Origin of the sequence: Thermosediminibacter litoriperuensis (genome assembly GCF_008124715.1) — a bacterium.
Taxonomy (GTDB): Bacteria; Bacillota; Thermosediminibacteria; order Thermosediminibacterales; family Thermosediminibacteraceae; genus Thermosediminibacter; species Thermosediminibacter litoriperuensis.
Map to the genome: position 1 here is coordinate 1 of NZ_VNHO01000019.1, position 20,394 is coordinate 20,394.

Annotated in this window: 18 protein-coding genes and 2 pseudogenes; 2 read left to right on the forward strand and 18 right to left on the reverse strand. The window is 37.1% G+C overall.

All coding sequences use genetic code 11. The features are described 5' to 3' along the window. A partial coding sequence (locus LZ11_RS08485) for a helix-turn-helix domain-containing protein (RefSeq protein WP_148867464.1) occupies window positions 1–265 on the reverse strand: 265 nt, incomplete at its 3' end. A 220-nt stretch (window positions 266–485) separates the two neighbouring features. On the opposite strand from LZ11_RS08485, the gene LZ11_RS13040 reads away from it, so the two are divergent. Beyond that, a complete protein-coding gene (locus LZ11_RS13040) occupies window positions 486–590 on the forward strand; it encodes a hypothetical protein (protein ID WP_342782610.1) in 105 nt (34 codons plus the stop codon). A gap of 255 nt (window positions 591–845) precedes the next feature. Here the strand turns inward: LZ11_RS13040 and LZ11_RS08495 are convergent, their stop codons facing one another. The 6 genes from LZ11_RS08495 to LZ11_RS12905 all read right to left on the reverse strand — a co-directional run bounded on the left by LZ11_RS08495 (window position 846) and on the right by LZ11_RS12905 (window position 5,014). Then, window positions 846–1,583, reverse strand: coding sequence for a hypothetical protein (locus LZ11_RS08495; protein ID WP_148867465.1), 738 nt, complete (start codon window positions 1,581–1,583; stop codon window positions 846–848). Between the two features lie 24 nt (window positions 1,584–1,607). Next, on the reverse strand, window positions 1,608–2,024 hold the full coding sequence (locus LZ11_RS08500) for a protein-export chaperone SecB (protein ID WP_170240339.1): 417 nt from the start codon (window positions 2,022–2,024) through the stop codon (window positions 1,608–1,610). A 15-nt stretch (window positions 2,025–2,039) separates the two neighbouring features. Next, window positions 2,040–2,666, reverse strand: a complete 627-nt coding sequence (locus tag LZ11_RS08505) for a hypothetical protein (RefSeq protein WP_148867467.1) — start codon at window positions 2,664–2,666, stop codon at window positions 2,040–2,042. A gap of 316 nt (window positions 2,667–2,982) precedes the next feature. Then, a complete protein-coding gene (locus LZ11_RS08510; RefSeq protein WP_148867468.1) occupies window positions 2,983–4,080 on the reverse strand; it encodes a glycerol dehydrogenase in 1,098 nt (365 codons plus the stop codon). A 241-nt stretch (window positions 4,081–4,321) separates the two neighbouring features. Next, window positions 4,322–4,843 (reverse strand): hypothetical protein, encoded by a 522-nt coding sequence (locus tag LZ11_RS08515; protein WP_148867469.1) that lies wholly within the window; start codon window positions 4,841–4,843, stop codon window positions 4,322–4,324. 42 nt (window positions 4,844–4,885) lie between these two features. Then, the gene (locus tag LZ11_RS12905) at window positions 4,886–5,014 is read right to left on the reverse strand and encodes a hypothetical protein (protein ID WP_281282735.1); all 129 of its coding nucleotides are present in this window, start codon (window positions 5,012–5,014) and stop codon (window positions 4,886–4,888) included. Between the two features lie 103 nt (window positions 5,015–5,117). Between LZ11_RS12905 and LZ11_RS13045 the strand changes: the two are divergent. Then, window positions 5,118–5,986: pseudogene (locus LZ11_RS13045) on the forward strand (IS110 family RNA-guided transposase); the annotation flags it as partial. 368 nt (window positions 5,987–6,354) lie between these two features. On the opposite strand, the gene LZ11_RS08525 reads toward LZ11_RS13045, so the two are convergent. The 11 genes and pseudogenes from LZ11_RS08525 to wecB all read right to left on the reverse strand — a co-directional run bounded on the left by LZ11_RS08525 (window position 6,355) and on the right by wecB (window position 20,391). Continuing rightward, window positions 6,355–7,299, reverse strand: a complete 945-nt coding sequence (locus tag LZ11_RS08525; RefSeq protein ID WP_148867470.1) for a M48 family metallopeptidase — start codon at window positions 7,297–7,299, stop codon at window positions 6,355–6,357. 289 nt (window positions 7,300–7,588) lie between these two features. Further along, the gene (locus LZ11_RS08530; RefSeq protein WP_148867471.1) at window positions 7,589–9,454 is read right to left on the reverse strand and encodes a polysaccharide biosynthesis protein; all 1,866 of its coding nucleotides are present in this window, start codon (window positions 9,452–9,454) and stop codon (window positions 7,589–7,591) included. 83 nt (window positions 9,455–9,537) lie between these two features. Further along, entirely contained in the window at window positions 9,538–10,206 is a 669-nt protein-coding gene (locus LZ11_RS08535; RefSeq protein ID WP_148867472.1) for a sugar transferase, read from the reverse strand. Next, window positions 10,203–11,360: a DegT/DnrJ/EryC1/StrS family aminotransferase gene (locus LZ11_RS08540; RefSeq protein ID WP_148867473.1), complete on the reverse strand. Its 1,158-nt coding sequence runs from the start codon at window positions 11,358–11,360 to the stop codon at window positions 10,203–10,205. The genes LZ11_RS08535 and LZ11_RS08540 overlap by 4 nt, the downstream gene beginning before the upstream one ends. A gap of 51 nt (window positions 11,361–11,411) precedes the next feature. Further along, complete coding sequence (locus LZ11_RS08545; protein WP_148867474.1) at window positions 11,412–12,017, reverse strand: GNAT family N-acetyltransferase; 606 nt, start codon at window positions 12,015–12,017, stop codon at window positions 11,412–11,414. Between the two features lie 157 nt (window positions 12,018–12,174). Further along, window positions 12,175–12,571 (reverse strand): annotated as a pseudogene (locus LZ11_RS08550) (IS21 family transposase); the annotation flags it as partial. Between the two features lie 915 nt (window positions 12,572–13,486). Beyond that, window positions 13,487–14,809, reverse strand: coding sequence for a UDP-glucose dehydrogenase family protein (locus LZ11_RS08555; RefSeq protein ID WP_148867475.1), 1,323 nt, complete (start codon window positions 14,807–14,809; stop codon window positions 13,487–13,489). Between the two features lie 52 nt (window positions 14,810–14,861). After that, window positions 14,862–16,016 carry a glycosyltransferase family 4 protein gene (locus LZ11_RS08560; protein WP_148867476.1) on the reverse strand — a complete coding sequence of 385 codons (1,155 nt, stop codon included), beginning with the start codon at window positions 16,014–16,016 and terminating at the stop codon, window positions 14,862–14,864. 400 nt (window positions 16,017–16,416) lie between these two features. Beyond that, window positions 16,417–17,652 (reverse strand): glycosyltransferase family 4 protein, encoded by a 1,236-nt coding sequence (locus LZ11_RS08565; protein ID WP_170240340.1) that lies wholly within the window; start codon window positions 17,650–17,652, stop codon window positions 16,417–16,419. Window positions 17,653–17,676: 24 nt separating this feature from the next. Beyond that, window positions 17,677–18,642 carry a hypothetical protein gene (locus LZ11_RS08570; RefSeq protein ID WP_148867478.1) on the reverse strand — a complete coding sequence of 322 codons (966 nt, stop codon included), beginning with the start codon at window positions 18,640–18,642 and terminating at the stop codon, window positions 17,677–17,679. 624 nt (window positions 18,643–19,266) lie between these two features. Next, window positions 19,267–20,391: a non-hydrolyzing UDP-N-acetylglucosamine 2-epimerase gene (wecB, locus tag LZ11_RS08575; protein WP_148867479.1), complete on the reverse strand. Its 1,125-nt coding sequence runs from the start codon at window positions 20,389–20,391 to the stop codon at window positions 19,267–19,269. Window positions 20,392–20,394: the final 3 nt, after the last annotated feature.

Genomic DNA, 20,394 nt, shown 5'->3' on the forward strand with positions numbered 1-20,394 from the left:
CGCCGGTATAGCCTTCTTCTTTGATTCTTTCGTAGATAACTTCGCAATTGAATATACCAAGATTTATGAGCTCTTGAATGGTATCTTTGTATGGATCGAGCTTTGATCCTCTTTTGGGATGCGGCTTCCTTTCGGGAATGCCCTCTGCCCTTAAGTATTTTCTTACCGTATTCCTTGAACGGCCTGTTTCTCGTGCAATTGCACGAATGCTCTTGCCCATTGCTCTTAATTCGTGTAACATGATAATAGATCCACTCCCTAGCACTTATTTCCCTCCGATCTTTTGGCTGGTATCAGAGGGATATTTCGCCAGGGGGTGGGTCAATTCCTTTTCGTTGCTCCTGAAAAATTTACACCGGCGGTGACACATATATATGGCCACACAAAAAAATGACCCGCGAGTGATTCGTACAAGACAACTTCTTCAGGACTCTTTCATTTCATGAATTCGTGAAAAAGACTTCAAAGATATAACAGTACGAGATATCGCGGAGAAGGCAACAGTTAACCGGGCAACATTTGATGCACATTTTACAGATAAATACGAACTACTGGATTTTACAATAACCAATACTTTTAGGGACACCTGAAACAAAGACTAAATTGTTATGATGTATTCAATCAGGAAGCCATTACAAATATCTTTCTAGTCATGTGTGAACCGCTCAGCCAACACCAGTATAAATAAAACGATCCCGACTATAAAACAAAAGAAAGAGAAGAACTTTTCAACCGCCTGCAGGCTATGTTCAACGAACACACCGCAAGCTGGCGGCTGGCGAAAAAATTTACAGACAATGAATTGAGGGGGATACTACCCCCTCGCGCTCTTTTTTTAGGTAATTTTAAATCAATTGCTGCTTATATCGTTTTACCATTTCGTACAACTCATCCCCGTTTATTATAGCAACAAAATCATATCCCCTATCATTAATCATTTGTTGGCAGCTTATAACATTTTTTCTGCAAGTGGCAAAATAAAATCTTAAAGAATCTTTTTCCCTCTCTTTTTCCTTGATCAGTCGCATTGCCTTCAGTTTTTCGTCAGCCTTTCGGGAAAAAGAATTTATATCCGAAGGAGGACTGTGAACGAAAGCCTTAAGATCTATCTTGCATTCTATAAGTTCTGCCTGAACGAAATCGTTTTGATAAAATCTATAAAATACCACGTCGAAATTTTTATCAGTCAAAATATTCCCTTTCAATGCAATTTTGCATTCTCTTTTTCTATTAATGCCGTCCCCATTAAGCTTATAAGGCCCCACTTTATAGACAATAAAATTAAGCAAGTCACCGCTGGAAGCTTCTTCATTTTGGCAGTACTCGCAAAAAAAATTATAAAATTCGTTTGCCTGCTCCTCTTTTATTGAATTATCCGTAGTAATTAAAATCTCTAACCTCTTTTTAATTCTTTGTAAATCGTATCTTATTTTACTCTGGTTTTTTGACTTGCAACTTATAAGTATATCAACCGTAAAATAAAAAAAATCAGGCCATAACATCAAAAAATTAGCCAATTTATATATTGGTCGGTTTCTTAAGGTGCCTTCCTGCATATCTTTACCTTGAAATCCCCAATACATGAAAACCCCATCCAAGATATCAAGCTAATATACTTTGTACAAACCTATATTAAGCGCAGGCAATCCCATCCGTGACGTCATAGAGCTTATTAGTTCTCTGCCGTAAGGCCATGCATTAAGGGGTACATTTCTTTTTATGAATTCTTCTAAAATGTCATCGTCGCATTTTTCTTTTAAACTATAAAATAGCAAAAACGATGCATTTATTTTTATAAGTTCCTCATTACTCTCTTCTACTTTGACCGATACACTGAACCGAGCTTCCGCTAAAAATTTATTTTCTTCTTTTCTTTTCAAGTTAAACGAAGGTTTGAAATCCACTAAAACTTGCCCCGACTCTCTTCCCAATAATTCATAATTAAATTGGGAATCCAATTTGTAAAGGACAATTTTATTTAATTCGACATGTTTAACGAAACTATTGTATTTTTCTCTTTCCAACAAAGACACCCCTATTTATGCTGCATAGGAATAAGGGTCAATCACACAAAAATCTTCTTGAAAGTCATTATAACGCAACTTCATATTGAGCATTTCTTGGTTCGAGGCGATTTTCTCGACGCATCTTCGTAGGAAGAAGAAACTATCTTCAATCCAATCTAAAGCTTCATTTAAAGCATCGCCATCCACACCCATTTCTTTAATTAAAATATATTCCTCTTTCATTAGTTCCAGTATTTTTATAAGTTTTTTCATTGATGATTCATTCAAAGCAACCACGAGGCTTTCCAGGTGCTCTCTATAAAAATGATAAAAATTAAAGTTATTTCTAAAGTAATTTATTCTGGTAAGAATCGACTCATTTTCAGCAAGCTCGGTACTCGCTTCTACTTTTCCTTCCAATTCCTCCAACTCTTTTACCAAAAAATCGTAAAATTCTCGAATAACCAAATAGTTGGCAGGAACCTCAGTCACATCACTGTAAATCGAGAATTTGTTATTATCCAAATTAACGCTCTCGTAGTTAAACTTAAAATTTATATTCAAAAGATCTCTTCGCAACGTCATAGCGGCATCTCCCCATAAGTATGAAATGCCAATTCCTTCAAAATATTCCTTTAAACCCAATATATTTATTTTCATGTTATCATAATTCCCCCTGTCTTGTCTACATTAAAATTATTGAAATTATTTAATATTTTTATTCTGAGTCAGGGGGAATTATGATATTTTTCTTGCAATTTTGCTTTCTTACATGGGAAATGGAAGAACCGACGGCCGGCGGGAAAATTTAAAACCCCTAGAAAGCGGGCTGCTTAACATTTACTCTGCTCGGCCGTGGGATTCTGAGAACCTCCTTCGGTTTGGGTAACCTGGGCTTTGGTGCCTTGGTTGCCTAGTACGCTTCCGCAAACAGGACACAGTTGATTAGAGGTAAATAAAGCAGTGAAAAAATTTTTCAATCTTCTTTCAGCTCTCTGCCCAGAGCGTCGGCGCCCAATATGGCGTTGTATACATCCTCCGGCGTCACCTTAAACGGCATGTTGTGGATGGTCTCACCTTCAGCGCAGGAGGCTTCCGCCACCTTCCTTATGTCCTCTTCCTTCACTTCCTTAATACCAAGATCCTCCAGAGTGACGGGCAGGCCCACTTCCAGGCAGAAGCCGATCACTTCCTCCAGTTCTTCCATAGGACTATTTTCGAGCACTAACTGGGTTACAGTCCCGAAGGCCACTTTTTCGCCGTGGTACATGTGGTGGCATTCTTCGAGAACCGTAAAGCCGTTATGGATGGCATGGGCGGCAGCCAGTCCTCCGCTCTCGAAACCTATGCCGCTCAAATATGTATTCGCCTCGACAACGTTCTCTACGGCACCGGTGCAGGCTTTGCTCTCCACAGCGATTTTCGCCTTGAGGCCATCTTCCAGTAAAGTCCTGTAGCAGAGTTCAGCAAGAGCCATCGCCGCCTTAGTGCTCCTACCGCCGGCCAGAGTTGCAGCATTTGACCTTGCGCAAGCTCTTGCCTCAAAATACGTAGCGAGGGCGTCACCCATTCCCGATACCAGCAATCTCGCCGGAGCCTTGGCGATGATTCCGGTATCCACAAGAACAACGTTGGGATTTCGCGGTAAAATCAGGTATTTGCTGAAAACGCCTTCATCCGTATATATAACCGAAAGTGCACTGCAGGGCGTGTCAGTGGATGCTATAGTGGGAACTATCACAACGGGCAGCTCTAAAAAATAGGCTATTGCTTTAGCGGTATCAAGAACTTTTCCGCCTCCGATTCCCACTATCACTTCCGAGTTATTTTTTTCGGCGAGTTCCTTAAGCCTGTTTATTTCATTTTCCGAACATTCACCCCTGAAGGGTTCAAATACCAGATCAACCTTTTCCCCAGCAAAACTTGCCTCTATCACGGGCTTTGTCCTTTTAATGCCATTTTCGCTGGCGATTATGAAAAAAGAACGCCCCAGCTTTATGGTATGTTCTTTAATATGTTTTAAAACCCGGTTTCCCTGAACATATTTACCCGGACCTATTATTGCTCTTGTCACGGTTGATCTTCCTCCTCAATAAGTTTTAATCTAAAAATTTTATTATATAAGGCCCTGTCTGAGAAACAGCCGAGCCTGGAGCTCATGGTCAAGGCATAGACCCCCAGGGTTTTTGCATTACAAAGCCCGCTTTTGAGCGGGCTATTTTCTTCATTTGTTTCTCTATATTCCAGCAGGTATAGAAATTTTCATCAGGCATAAGACGCCTAGAGGATAAGCATTACAAATTGCGATACTAAATTCAACCGGTTTTTTTATATTTCTTTTCCAGTTTTTCTATAAAATTTACAGCTTCATCATATCTGTCAAATAAATGAGGTTTCAGTTCCCTTATTTTCTCCCGAATCTCTTCGTTGTTATAACCCATCTCATTTAAATAAATATTTGTGCTGATGAGTTCCAAAAAAGATGGTTCCTGTTCATTAAGTTCTCTAATAAGGCTGCCTTTCTCGGGAAAAACAGTACTTACCATTTTATTATTCTCTAGGTAACTGATCACTTTTTCCGCTTTTTCTTTGTTAATCAAATAAATATAAGCTCCACTAGAAGAAGTATTTTCTATTAGTAAGCCATCTTCAACCATCATGTCTATATCGTTCTGCAATTCTTGAGAATAAGGTCCGAACAGATGAAATACAAATCTTTGTTCAAAAGGGAAACCAAAGGTTTGAAGGATCTGGACAATTTTTTGGAATTTTTTTCTCCCATAAATCAAATTCACACTAGACATCAATTTCAAGATGCTGTAAATGTTTTCGTACATTTTATCCCCGCACTCCCTTTAATATTTTTTCTATATCTTCTTTCAACTCAGCAGAATGTATATTCTTTTCTGCTGATAGTTCTTGTTCCTTATTGCATTTATAATATCTGATTTTCTTGAAAGCTCTTCGTACTTAAATTCATCATCAAAGAAAAATATATGTTTATCCACTTCACCGGCCTCATCCTCGCCATCACGTTTCTTACTCAACCGATGGACGACATAACTGTCTTCGTAAGGCAAAATCAAAGTTTTATCTTCACCAATATAGTAGAAGCCTATCTACAACCTGCTGGAGCTTGAGAATCTGAAGATTCTACTTGTCAATGCAAAGCATATTAAAAATGTGCCCGGTCGAAAAACTGATGTTAAAGACGCCGAATGGATAGCAAGTCTACTCCGTCACGGCCTTTTAAAAGGCAGCTTCGTTCCCGACAGAGAGCAAAGGGAGCTTCGCGAACTTGTCCGTTACAGGCACAGCCTTGTTGAAGAGCGCTCAAGGGAGCTTAACCGCATTCAGAAAGTGCTCGAAGGAGCCAATATCAAGCTGTCTTCGGTGGTCTCCGATATTAACGGCATGTCCAGCCGTGCTATACTGGAAGCGCTTATTAGCGGAGAAGAAGACCCCGAAATCCTAGCAGAGCTTTCTCATGGTAAGTTAAAGAATAAAAAGGAAGATCTAAAGCGCGCTTTAAAAGGATTTATTAATTATCACCAGAGAAAGATGCTGGAAATACAGTTGAGACATATTGATTCCGCCGCTCATTTGTGTTCATAGGCGGGGCTGTGTCCAGGTCAGAATGAAAGCGCCGGTAAACAAAAGTCCGCCAGGACTCGAAAGGGAAACAAGAAGTTGCGAAGTGCACTTGTAGAAGCTGCCCGAGCCGCCTCCAGAGAAAAGATACTTTTCTCGCAAGTCAATACCACCGCATCGCTGCCCGAAGAGGATCGAACCGGGCAGCTGTTGCGGTGGCTCACAGCATCCTAACTATAGTTTATCATATTCTCAAGCGTAAGCAACCTTATATTGAATTGGGTCCGAATTTTTACGAAGAAAAAAGGCGCCACTTGGTCATCCGCCAGTCTTTGAAAAAGCTTGAATCTTTAGGGTTAAAGGTCTCGGTCGAAACGATGGTATCTTAACCTTACAGATATTTGTTATTTATTCCAGCGCAATATCTCAACGCGAAGATCTCCAACTACTTATCAAAGAAACCGAAAAATTAAGCCCTGATTCTGTCAATCGGATTATTAAAATAATAAAAATTATAAACGAGGAAGTAGAGGAAAGGGGTAAAAACGAATAAACCCCATGAACCTAGAACTTTCGTTCAAACCGGATAAAAAACAGCCGCGCTTTTTTGCGCGGCTAAAATTGTAGACAAACACCGCTTTTCCCAGCTCATAAGCGCCCGGTATGAAAAGGGTGCGCCCGCCTTCTGAGTAATCCTCCGCAATCAACTCAGCGTGGTCACAGTCCTCTCAAGGACGCCCTCCAACTTTAGAGCTCCTTACAATTTCTGGCCGCAATTAGGGCAGAACCGGTTACCAAGTAAAACCTGTTGGCCGCAAGAGGAACAGCACGGAGTCTGCCCAGCGACAGCAATTTCCCTTATGTACTCCACTGCTTCCTGAACACTTCTTTCTGATTCCCGTGCAGCCTCTTCCAGGAGCGTAGCAGCTGGTGTCCGCCTTAACAAAAGGCTCTGTTCCTCGTACTTTTTAAGTTGAATAATCCTTACAGTCATTCTGGGGTGAGAAGCAAAGAGTTCGTAGATAAAGCCCATGATTGGTGGTACGTACTTTTCCTGCTCGATAAAAGCCTGCGGGTCAAGCTTTGCAGCCAGGGCTTCGCTGCCTACGGTCAAGGCCAGAAGGGCTCTTCTGGCGGCTTTGCAATCCCTGGCTAGAACCATGCCTACCCGATCAGCACTTAACTCGCAGGCCCGGCTGTAAGCAGCCCCGAGGAAGGGGATTATTCTGGCGGGGAGTAGCAGGAAGTTTCTCCAGATACTTATATGCCCCAGCGCATGGTGAGCCAGCTCGTGGCCGATAATCATCCTTAATTCAGCGTACGCATCTCTTTTCAGGCTCAAGTCAACCACTTCACCAGAAAGCAAAATGTATCTGCCGGTTAAAAACCTAATGGCCAGCGCATTCGGCGCTCCCTGGCCGCTCAAAACGAAAACATCAGGAACTCTAAAAAGGTTTAGTTCTCTTGCCAGTTCTTTAACTATTTGGTCTATTTCTCTAAATTGCTCCTGGCTCACCCTGACGGCGTTGCCGTAGATAAACGCTTTAAAATACTGGCCAACACCCCACGACACGAGAGCCACCAGAATTAATAACGCCCAGGCAACCCAAATTAAGGCAAGCCAGACAAGTCCTCCTACAATCATACAAATGGCGAGATAAACTCGTTCTTTCTCATGCCGCAGGGCCGAAACATTAATCATGGTTATCCCCCTTTTCTGTATGTTTTTGGGTGCTCTTTATCGTAACAATTATTAATCACTGTACTTTGGACGGAGAATGCTAAGGATAAAGTGTTCTGCCCATTTCCGTTGCTCTTCGTTTTCGTGTTTCTTGCCTACTTGTGCTGCAAAGCCAGCAGGTACTAGTTTGTTATGTCAAATTTTATGCGTTCTTTTATAGGTATCGTTTCTTTGGGATCAATATTATATCGTTTGTTTATATCAATAACTGCTGGCTTACGCCATATTCTCTTACCGCTGTTAATTAGTTTTATAACAATGTTACTTTCTTATTTTCATTCATAAAAAACTTCTCTTCAAATCCTGAAATTAGTTTCTTCATCTCCGGCTCTGAAGACAAAAATATATTTTTCAGACTCTCGAGCTCCTTTTTAAACTCTAAAAAGCTGCTGCTGGTTTTTGCAAGGTAAATCTTTTCAAATTCAGTTCTTGTTATGTCTTCCTTATCGTAGAACAGCTCTTCGTGCAGTTTCTCACCGGACCTCAGGCCTATAAATTCTATTTTTATGTCCTTGCCGGGTTCAAAGCCGCTAAGTTTTATCATCTCTGTCGCCAGGTCGAGGATTTTCACAGGTTCGCCCATGTCGAGCACGAAGATCTCTCCGCCTTCGGCCATGGCTCCCGCCTGAATTACAAGCTGTACGGCTTCTGGTATCGTCATGAAGTAGCGGGTCACTTCCGGGTGTGTAACCGTAACGGGCCCGCCCGCCTCTATCTGCTTCTTGAAAAGCGGGATCACGCTTCCCGCACTTCCGAGGACGTTTCCGAATCTTACAGCTGCAAAACGGGTATCGCCGCTTTTTGCCATCATCTGGATAATTATTTCAGCCACCCGTTTGGAGGCCCCCATTACGTTCTGGGGATTTACGGCTTTGTCGGTGGATATCAATATAAACCTTTCAACTTTGTATTTTTGAGCGGCCTCGGCCACATTCAGCGTGCCGAATACGTTGTTTTTTATGGCCTCCACCGGATTCTGCTCCATCAAAGGCACGTGTTTATGAGCTGCCGCATGGAACACCACATTGGGTCTGTATTTTTCCATGACGGCCTCAACTTTTGACGAATCCCTGATGCTCCCTATAATCGGTATGTACATCTGTTTTGGAAAATATGTTTTTAGCTGATGTTCGAGATCAAATATGTTATTTTCGCTTATGTCAAAAAGCAGCAACAGCCGCGGCTCAAATCTAGATACCTGCCTTACAAGTTCCGAGCCTATGGAACCCCCTGCACCTGTTACCATTACCACCTTATCTTTCAGATATTTTGCCGCAGCTTCCATATTTATTCTTACCGGCTCTCTCCCGAGCAGGTCCTCTATTTTTATATCCCTTATCTTCTTCACATCGACCTTTCCGTTTAACAGCTCGTATATGCCGGGGACAATTTTTACCTTACATTTGGTGGCGGAACAAATATCGGCGATTTTTTTTACTTCCCTTCTATCAACCGACGGCATAGCTATGATAATTTCATCAACTTTTTTCGCATCTACCACATCCGGTATCTTTTCCCTGCCACCCAGGATTCTGACGCCATATATACTCAAACCGTGTTTCGACCTGTCGTCATCGATGACTCCAACGGGGACCATTTCAAGATCCGGATTCTGCTTGAATTCCCTTATTACCAAAGAGCCGGCATGTCCCGCACCGATTATGAGTACTCGCTTTTTACCGTTTTTATTCCTGATAGAGCCTGCAAAATCTCTCAATACCCTCAAAGCTAGTCTGAAAACTCCAATAAATCCTGTGAGTAAAAGCCAATATATAATATAAACACTGCGAGGAAATGTAATATTCATCATGAATGTATATAATAAAACAGCCATAGTACCGACAGTTGTTGCTGAAATAATGGACAAAAGTTCTCCAATACTTGCAAATCTCCAGATACGATTGTATAAATTAAAAATCATAAATGTAATTATATTTATAACCGTCAAAGCAGGTCTAGACTGGAGAAATCTTATAGTATAGAGTGCAGGTATTTCCCCATCAAATCTTATATAAAAAGAAAACAAACAAGCTATATTTATTATAAGTATATCAATTAAGAACAGTAAAAACTTGTGTGTTAAATGTTGCCTCTTAAAAGCTGTTAACGACAACATTACGCCCCCATCTCTTCCTTGTAATATCAAATATGTAATTATTTTCTCCATAAAGAAATAGTTTCCTGCATAAAATAAAAGTGTTAAACATTAAAATAATCCGATTTTTTATTAATACTTGCATGTTGACCTTTAACAAGACTTTTATTTAAACAATCAATAATAGGTGCAATTATCGTTTTTATAATTATTATAAAGTCTGACCAAAGATTGGCTTTTTGAAGATAATCCAAGTTCATCATTATTTTCATTGGCATAATCTCTTTTATATAAAATTGTTCCGGGTCTTTTTCTAAACTTAATAGCTCATTTTCATTTCTGAAAGTAAGAGAAGCAGGATCCGTTATACCCGGCACAAAATTCAACACTTTTTTCTGATCTTCATTATACAGTTTTACATACCTTTCTACCTCCGGCCTTGGACCTACCAAACTCATATCACCTATTAACACATTTATCAACTGAGGTAACTCGTCGATTTTGTACTTTCTCAGTAATCTTCCAATTTTCGTTATTCTCGGATCATTAGATACTGTTATCTGCTCACCTTTTTTTTCTGCATCAAAAACCATAGTTCTAAATTTCCATATTTTAAATTTTTTACCGTTAAATCCTATCCGTTCTTGTCTAAAAAATACAGGACCTCCATCCTCTATTTTTATTAAGAAAGCTACAATGATAAACAAAGGTACTAATAGTATTAACCCTATGAAAGACCAAAAGATATCAAATAGTCTTTTGCTCCACCTCATTTTTTATACAGGCGGATAACATCTAACACGGCCTCAATAACATCCGCCACATCCTGATCCGAGAGGCCAGGATTTAAGGGTAAAGAGATCATCCTCAAATAATTATTATAAGCTACGGGAAAGTCATTTTCTTTAAAACCATACTTGTTCTTATAATACGGATGTATATGTATTGGTATGAAATGAACAGAGGTACCTATATTGCGATTTTTCAGCTCTTCAATAAAACGATTACGGTCAATTTTTAGCATTTCTAACCTCAAGCGAAAAACATAAAGATGCCATGCATGTTCAACTTCTTTTTTTGCAGAAGGTATTTCAAGGCAATCAATATCTTTAAAAGCAGAATTATACTTTTCAACAATTTCGTATCTGCGCTTTTGAAAAACTGCCAGTTTGTTTAATTGGTGCAAACCAAGAGAGGCCTGAATATCAGTCATATTATACTTAAATCCTGGTAAAACTACTTCATAATACCAGCTACCTTCTTTCGAGTACCTTTTCCAAGCATCTCGACTCATCCCATGTAGACTTATTATTCTTGCTTTTTCAATTAAATCATCAGGCCCTGTTAACATCCCTCCTTCAGCAGTTGTTAGATTTTTTGTAGCATAAAAACTGAATGCGGTTAAATTATCTCCCGAACCTATGTACCGGCCTTTATATTTTGCCGGCAATGCATGAGCTGCATCTTCTATAACATGAAGATTATATTTATTAGCTATTTCATTTATCTTGTCCATTTCGGCAGGATGACCCGAATAATGCACCGCCATAATGGCCTTAGTCTTTGGAGTAATGGCTTTTTCTATTTTTTCAGGATCGATATTCAGAGTTTCTTCTTCAACATCAACTAATACAGGTTTAGCGCCAACATGCTCAATTACATTTACCGTTGCTGTGAAAGTCAAGGGAGTAGTTATTACTTCATCACCGCTGCCAATTCCCTGAGTCACTAGTGCCACATGAAGAGCAGCAGTACATGAATTTAATGCTAGTGCTTCTTTAGCACCAATATAAGTCTTAAATTCTTCCTCAAATTTTCTAGTCTTTGGTCCAGTAGTTATCCAGCTAGATTTTAAAGTATCAACTACTTCATCAATTTCTTCTTCTCCTATAACAGGAGGTGAAAAAGGAAGAAAGGTATTACGCAAAGACAAGACCCCCTTATTCCACGAAATTAATAATTTATGAAATATTTATACTTAATTTAAAAAATATACATACTCATTCATTAAACGCTTATTTGCAACAGTAAATTTATGTGCTAACTTAAACCCGATTTTCTGATAAAAAGCATTTACTTTATCATTATTAAGCGCATCGGTGTTAAGATAAACTCTTCTAGCACCCATTTTACGTGCTTTATTTAAAAAAGAGAAAACCAATTCCTTTCCCAAACCCTGTCCAGATATTTTGGGATCTACAGCTATTGAAGCTAATTCCGCTATATCAAAATCACATTCGCTGTTTGCCAAGTTCACAGCTCTATTTAAACTACTATATACACGTAGCCAAAGTGAAGGATGAAAAACTAAATGAAACAATGCTGCCAATGCTAATTTCCATTTTCTTTTCCGGAGTAGGTTATAAAACTGGCTGGGTTCAAGAAAACCGGCTACAAACCCTCTAACTTTGTTTTGTTCATCAATAATTACATAAAAGATTCTTTTAGAGTATTCAAATACTAGTTGATAGTAAGACATTAAAAATTTTGGTCCCAAAAGAGTCATTAAAAACCCTTTAAACGCATCCTGATGTACCTTTACTATTTCATAAATATCCTTTGACATTGCTTCACGGATTTTCATAATATCTCTCCACCGTAATATCTTTTCATAATTTGAAATAAACCAATATGCTAAATATTAATTATCTGTTTTTATGACACAACTCAATGTACAGTTCCATATATTCTCTAAGCATCCTATCTTCGGTGTAACATTCACGATAAGTAAGTTGGGCCTAAAAGTCTGCCTCACCGAAATCCACCTGCGCTTCACCCGGGATATGTTCCAGCGGCAGACGGCATGAGTTGTCCTGGTACAATTCTTTTTTACGTAGCCTGCTACGGTGCGGTAAGAACAGTTAAACTTATCTTGGTATTTTTCACAGAGCCTGTCATAAATCCTTTTGGCGGTATGCCTCTGCTTTTTGCGACAAGCCATTGGTCTATATCCGCCTTGAAAGGGTCGAGTTTTGGGAAGGTATGTTTAACTTCTTCAACTTTAACCCTGGTGTTCCAGTCCTCTTGATAGATATACTTGCGTATAGTTTTTCGGTCTTTTTGGAACTCCCGGGCTATCTCGCTGATATTTTGCCCTTTCATAAAGAACGCTTTTCTGATATTATCAATATGGGTCATTGTGAGCATCCTTCATTCCTCCCTTGCAGTTAAGTTGTCCCTAACAAGGGTAAATGTTTTTAAGGGTGCCTGCGATGACCTTTGCAAATTTGGGGATTTTTGAGTTGCAAAATTGGAGATTTTATTTTGCAACTCTGTCCATTTTAATTATGCAATAAACAAAAAAATATGGTCGTATTCCTCAGCGTTGAAGCGGAATGCAGTTAATTCGGGAAGTCCTTCAGGAAGTTTTGTCAGCTCTAACTCCGGGATTATACCCGTTACCCTGTTATGATGGCTATGGGGCTGTCTAAATCCTGCACCACGTTAAAGGAGATCCCTGGCTACGGTGTTCACGGTCTATTCAAAACTGCTTTTGACACAAAGTTCAGCTAAAGCCTTGAATATTTTACCGCGCTCACCTTTATTGCAGCCGTCAAGGTATTCCCGAAGTGGAACACGGCAGTATGCTATAGTTCCCGAATATTAAGTGCTCTGGAAAACATGAAAGCTGGGGCAGGTAGGGTAGCCAGTCCATGCTTTCCTGCTTATAATCTCCGTAAGCCACTCGTAGCGCACGGTTTCCCGGTGACTTTCATCTTGGGTATGACTTCATGTGCTGTTATCTTTACCAGGACACGGTTGTTGGCGTATTTAGGGACAGTAGAGTACAGGAAAATAGAACACACCTCAGAACCATAGTACTGTTTAAACCCCCGGAAGGTGTCGGTTAGTTAGTGCTAATTACAATGATAAAGGTTTTTTTAGGGTTGCCTACAATAACCTTTGTAAATTTGGGGATGTTTGAGTTCAAAATTAGAAAATTTTTTTTGCCACTCTGTCCATTTTATTATGTAATAAACAATTTTAATGATGGTATGCGTGGTCTAGCATATATAAAATGGTACAATCGAAGCATACAATAATATCTTAAAATCATGTTCCAACACCGATATATTTTAAACCGAATCTTTCGACCTCGTCCTTACTGTAAATATTTCTTAAATCAAAAAATAAATTTCCTTTTAAAAGGTTTTTCACCTCATATAAATCCATATTTCTAAATTCATACCATTCGGTTACAATTACTAATGCATCCGAATCTTTTATTGCCTCGAGGGCATTGTTGCAAAAAGTCAAACCATTACCAATCATATGAGAAAAAAATCTTTTTGCATTGTCAAGAGCCTTAGGATCATATGCTTTAACATTTGCACCTAGTTTTAGAAGATTTTCTATGATTGTAATAGCAGGAGATTCTCTAATATCATCAGTTTCAGGCTTAAATGATATTCCTAAAATAGCTATTTTTTTACTTCTCAATGTTGTAAATTCTTTTTTAATTTTTTCGACCATCAATAACTTCTGCCGTTCATTGGCTTTTATTGTAGCAGAAACAATAGAAAGCTCACATCCATATTTTTCACCTATTTTTTTCAAAGCCATAGTATCTTTTGGGAAACAACTTCCACCATACCCCGGCCCTGCATGTAAAAACTTAGAACCTATCCTGCTATCTTTACCCATCGCATAAGCTACCTGTTTAACATTTGCTCCAACTTTTTCACATAAATTAGCAATTTCATTTATAAATGCAATTTTTGTTGCCAAAAAAGCATTTGAAGCATATTTTATCATTTCTGCAGTCTCAATATTAGTAATCACAAATGGAGTTTCCTTTAAATAAAGAGGCTTGTAAATTTTTTTCATTATTTCTTCAGCTTTCTTACTTTCCACTCCAAGGACAATTCTATCGGGATGAGTAAAATCATATACGGCCCTTCCTTCACGCAAAAATTCAGGATTTGATACTACATCAAATTCATATTTTACGCCTCGTTTCTCCATTTCGTTCTTTATAATTTCCTTAACCTTTTGCCCAGTTCCAACTGGCACAGTACTCTTATCTACTACTACTTTGTATCCATTGATATATTTGCCTACTAGTTCGGCCACCTGAAAGACAGCTGTAAGGTCAACTTCACCGTCCAAGGTTGGCGGAGTCCCAACTGCAATAAATATCACCTCAGAATCTTTTATAGCTTGCGCTCCATCAGTAGTAAAATATATTTTATTATTTTTTACATTGCGTTCCAGTAAAATATCTGCACCCATCTCATATATAGGACAAATCCCTTTTGAAAGTTTAGTAATCTTTACTTTATCTACATCTACACAAATGACATCTAAACCAAAATCTGCAAAACATAAACCTGAAATTAATCCAACATATCCTGTACCAAAAATAGATATCTTCATAAGAAGCGCATCCTTTCAGACATTTATTAATAATTGATTATTTTATTAAAAATTATTTAAGCACAGAATCAAACATTAATTTATGTTGTTGGACTGCTCTAGTCTCCTCTATTATTTTTCTTCCGTATTCATAAGCTCTTCTTGAATAATTGTTATATTCATTTTCATCCATATCTACAAATTTCTGAATAGTATTTGTAAATAAATCTATACGATCTAATGATATCTCATAACCTGCTCCGTTTTCATGTAACTTTCTCCAAGGTGTTCTATCACTAATAATTACAGGACACCCCCCTAATAAAGCCTCAATGATTACATGCCCAAAGTTTTCTCCCAAAGTAGGGAAAAGAAAAATATGATAATTGTTCATTAAAGATATGATTTTATCATGTTTTACTGCACCACAATAATTTACTTTAATATTATTTGGCATTATGTTTATTAATTTTTGACATTCATTCCAGTATAACTCATCTTCAATTGGTCCAAAAATATCAAATGAAATATTCCCTGTAAGATTTCTAATAATTTTGAGAGCCATGATTAAATTTTTCTTTCTAGTTATCCGCGATACAAATATTATTCTTAAATTGCCTTTTTCTTTTTCAATACATTTACTATAAATTAAATTTTTGTTATTGTAACTTATATTTGGAGCCAAAAATAATTTTATATTTTCCCCAAATATTCTTTTTATATCTTGTTTTTCAGTAATGCTAGTTGCTTGCCATATACAATTTTTATATAATCCAAGTATTTTTGACACTGCTAAAAAAATTTTTTTCTTGTATTTTTTGATCTGCAATGCTCCTTTTGAAAATTCTCCCCGTGGAGCAATTATTACAGGTACTGATTTAGCTAATTTAAATTTTATACATAACAAAGGATAAATAGTAAATTTCAACGAAAAACAACTATTTAAATACAACAAATTATAATCTATTGAATTCATTAACTGTGCTATTTTCTCTAAAGATTGATTTTCTGGTGTTAAATAATAAGTATAAGCATTTTCTATTTTATTCCATGTTTCCATATTTACATTGTTATAAGAAGTTTTATCACATAAATCACGATCAGATGTAATAATATAAAATTCATAATCGTTTCTTAATTCTTCAACCATATTTGCTATTGACCGAATGGGTCCTCCTGCTTTATATCCAGGTAGATAATATCCAGTAAAAATTAGTATCTTTTTCATAAAAAACCTCCAATATAGGGCAAGTCCATCATAAAATTTTAAAACACAATGTATCGACCTCGTTTTAAGTAATCACAAGCATCATTTTAATCTTTGCTTTTAGACCGCAATGGTAAAAATATAGTTATACGGTTGAGGTCATAAATAATGTAGTTATATCATTTCTATTTACAAAATTCGGCGATGTTACATTTATTGGAACTAATATCTTCAGTTTAACCGAATAATGAATCATTATAAAATCCTTTCTAAAAAAATCCGAAGAAGAAAAATCTGAAGGATTTTCCCAACTTGAATAAGTGAAAAATGCGTGAATAATACCGATACTCGGCTTGAAACCTTAATTCCATACACCTAATTTCATTAAGCGTTATTTTTTCTTTTTCGCGTTAATGGTTATTTATTTATTTGTATTTGATAACAATTGTTCTAAAAAATATAAGATTTTTTTAGATTGTACTAAGTGGTTCTTATTTTCCATCACAAACCACCGTGCGCGTTGCCCGAATTTATGCAATTCTTCGAGTGGTATCGATAAAATATCTGTCATCCTCTTAGACATACCTTCTACAGATTCATCTTCAAACGTATATATGTATTCCTTATATTCTGACGGAATTCCTGGAAGTGGAGTGGTTAGCAAAGGTGTACCGGACGCCATGTATTCGAGTGTCTTAGAAGGGAAGGAATATTTAGTAAATTCTTCGTCTGAGGGCCGTGGGTTGACTAGCAGCGTCGCGCGAGTTTCATATTCTATTACTTCCGCATGTGTTACTGTACCAAAATATTTGATCCTCTTATCCTCCTCTGCTACTCGTCGAATTGTATCCACATAGTCTCCCGAACCAAATATCCACAGTTCGCATTCACGTATCGGCATTTGACTAAAAGCTTTAATAAGTTTAGAAATACCGTATCTCGCACGAAGGCTACCAGCATACATAATTGCTGGAGGAACATGTTTTTGAGAAATATCATTTTTAAGACCCCTTAAATGATCTTCGACCATGCCCTCAACAACAACATATGGTTTATTCCTAGGATTAACAATGTTCTTCATATAATCTGTCAATAACACATATCCATCAAACCTCCTATCTAACCATTCGGAAATTCGCTTAAAAAACAGCATTAAATACTTTTTAAATATACCAGTAGTCGGAGAATAATCAAATCGAAAAGATGAAATGTCCGGTACAAGTGTTACTACACGGCATCCCAAAAGTCTTCCTAATAATAAAGATGGTAAAGCCGTAGGGGGATATATTACGTTCAAAAAAATAATCTTCTCTTTTATTCTATGGTTTGCAATAAGCCACCTTAACACAAACCAAAACGTATAGAGCAGAATCGTTATTTGCTTAAGACAAGGCAGATTCAAGAAAGGAATATACCTGACTGGTATACCTTTATAAATAAGCTCTGCCTTCCTAAAGCAAATAATATGGGGGTAATGTGGATATGTACTAACGGGTATGTAAGATAATAGTTCTATCTCGCTCTCACTACTTATACCTTCAACTATCATACGCTCAAATCGTTGCCCCGCAATTGAAGGTTTTATAGTTTTGGAATTCCACACAAGATTATAAAAAAATTTCTCTTCACAAATGCAACCGATAAAAAGAATCTTCATTTTTGCAAACTCCTTCTTCATTATTTAACCAGTAATAACATTATTATATTTAGCATTAACCCCATGTTTTTTTGTGAAATATATGCGTCGCAAAAACCAGTACAAGAACCAGAACCAAGAACCAAAAAATGTTTCTCCCTCTTGAAATAATTGGTTGTTTGCAGGAATATAAAAAAGTAATATATTTAGCAAAGAAAATATAATCAATGATATATGATCATTACTCAAAAGACTTTCTAGCCATACTGTAGCATAAATAAATCCTATGATAAACATCAGTAAAATAACTCCGAAAAACGTTATATCAGATGCTGGCCAAACATAAAAACTTGACCATACTCTCCCTGTTGGCCAATTATCATCGTAAAGCTTGTATGAATATGTCAATTTTTTTACATTACTAAGTCCCAATATCTCCTCTGCATTCTCAAGGAGAAACAGTGAATACCCGATGCCATACGAAAAGTGAAACGGTTTGTCTAGGGCAAGCGACAATCCATAATATCCCTGGCTCAAATAAGCCATTAATTTAGCAGCACCATATTTCTGAAGCTCAGTTTTAAACGGAGCTAATAATACATTATCTATTTGAATAGTATTACCAGTGAAACTATTATAGAGTGAATACGTCCGCGAGGATATTACCATAGTAAAATAATTAAAAAAAACCCATCCAAGTAAGCTTATAATTATGAAATACATGATTAGAATTCTCAACATTCTTTTATTGAGATGGAAAACATAAGAACCGGTTTTATCAATAAATAGCTTTATTTTTTTAAGCATTAAGATCATAGTAAATATAATTAGGTAATCAGCTAAACTCTTATTTTTACCACGAGAAATGTCAATGGAAATATAATAAATAATTGAAAATAGTAATAGAATTTTTTCTAATCTTCTAAGCTGATCCCATTTGTAAATCCCTAACGGAACACATGCTATTAATGCAGGACTGACCATCATTCGTAAATATTCTGGCCATGCCACCTTTTTTGACTCATAATATGCTTTCCCAAAGTTAGTAATTGCATTTAGAACATCAGGGATAACGTTTCCAGTTCTCGCATATGATGTAATAGGAAGAAAGAGGAAATAGACTAATAATGAAAAACGAAACAGCGGCCGAAAAGATTTGCAACGATAAACTAATTTTCTTTTTTTAGTACCTAAAATGTATCCAATGAGCAACGAGGTATTAGCGAAAAATAGAAATGTATATAACTTAACAGGGTTTTTAATAGGCCATTCGTTCGGTCCAAAAGTAAAAAATATTATTGTCATTAGTAGATAGCTCATCACAATAATAATGGGCAAATATTTAAAGATACCACTCAAAGTTGAAATATTAATTATAAATGGCGTTTTAAAGCTTTTGCACATGTTATTAATCATATTCAATTTCACTCCGCATTATCAATAAAAATATTTTTTATCTCATTTATGATTATGGGTATTCTTCCTAACTATTTAAAAAGAAAAAACCATTTTTCCTATCGTTTTTTTACAGGGTTCGAACGAGACACAAAAGGGCTCTTTATCGCGAAAAACATAAATTATCATTTCCTTTATTTTTTATTTGCTCAAATGCTCAAAGCTGTTGGTTATTGAAAATTATTTCCTCCACACAAATTTATCCACTATTTTTGTGTAACTTTGTATCAGTTTTACCACTTTAACCGAAACATTGTCATCTTCGTAATCCGATGCAAGAACAGTTTTCTCTCTATTTTCCCACATTTCCCGGCAAAGATTAATGGCCTGAATAATATCTCGCTCTGAAATGCCACCAATTATAATAGTGCCTTTGTCCAGTACTTCTGGACGTTCCGTCGATGTCCTTATTAATACGGCCGGAAAACCCAATATAGCCGATTCTTCAGAAAGGGTGCCGCTGTCAGATAATACACAAAATGAATTTAACTGTAATTTATTGTAGTCAAAAAAGCCAAAAGGCTTTAATTTTCTTATCATCGGATGGAATTTAAAGCATCTGTTTTCTATTTGTTTCCAGCTCCGTGGGTGTGTAGAATAAACTACAGGCATCTGATATTTTTCGGCTATACTGTTTAAAGCATTCATCAATGAGAAAAAGTTTTTTTCATTATCAATATTTTCTTCACGGTGGGCTGAAACTACTATATATTTACCAGGTTCAAGACCGAGTTCTTCTAATATTTTGCTCTGCTGAATTTTATCCATATTTTTACGCAAAACTTCCGTCATGGGGGAGCCGGTGACGAAAATATGTTCCTTACGGATACCTTCCGAAAGTAAATAGCGTCTGCTGTGTTCCGTGTATGGAAGATTTATATCACTGATATGGTCAACTATTTTCCGGTTTATTTCTTCAGGCACGTTCTGATCAAAGCAGCGGTTACCTGCTTCCATATGGAATATAGGGATTTTCAGCCTTTTCGCGGAAATGGCACAGAGGGCGCTGTTTGTATCACCGAGGATAAGGAGTGCATCAGGTTTTTCCTTTTCCATAACTTCATAGGATTTTGCAATAATATTGCCTATAGTTTCACCAAGATGTTTGCCAGCCGCATTCAAATAATAATCTGGTTCACGAAGGCCCAGTTCCTCAAAAAAAACCTGATTTAAAGTATAATCCCAGTTCTGTCCTGTGTGGACAAGAATATGATTGAAATATCTGTCGCAAGCTTTTATAACTTCCGAAAGTCTGATTATTTCGGGTCTTGTGCCAACAACAGTCATAACCTTGAGTTTATCCACTTA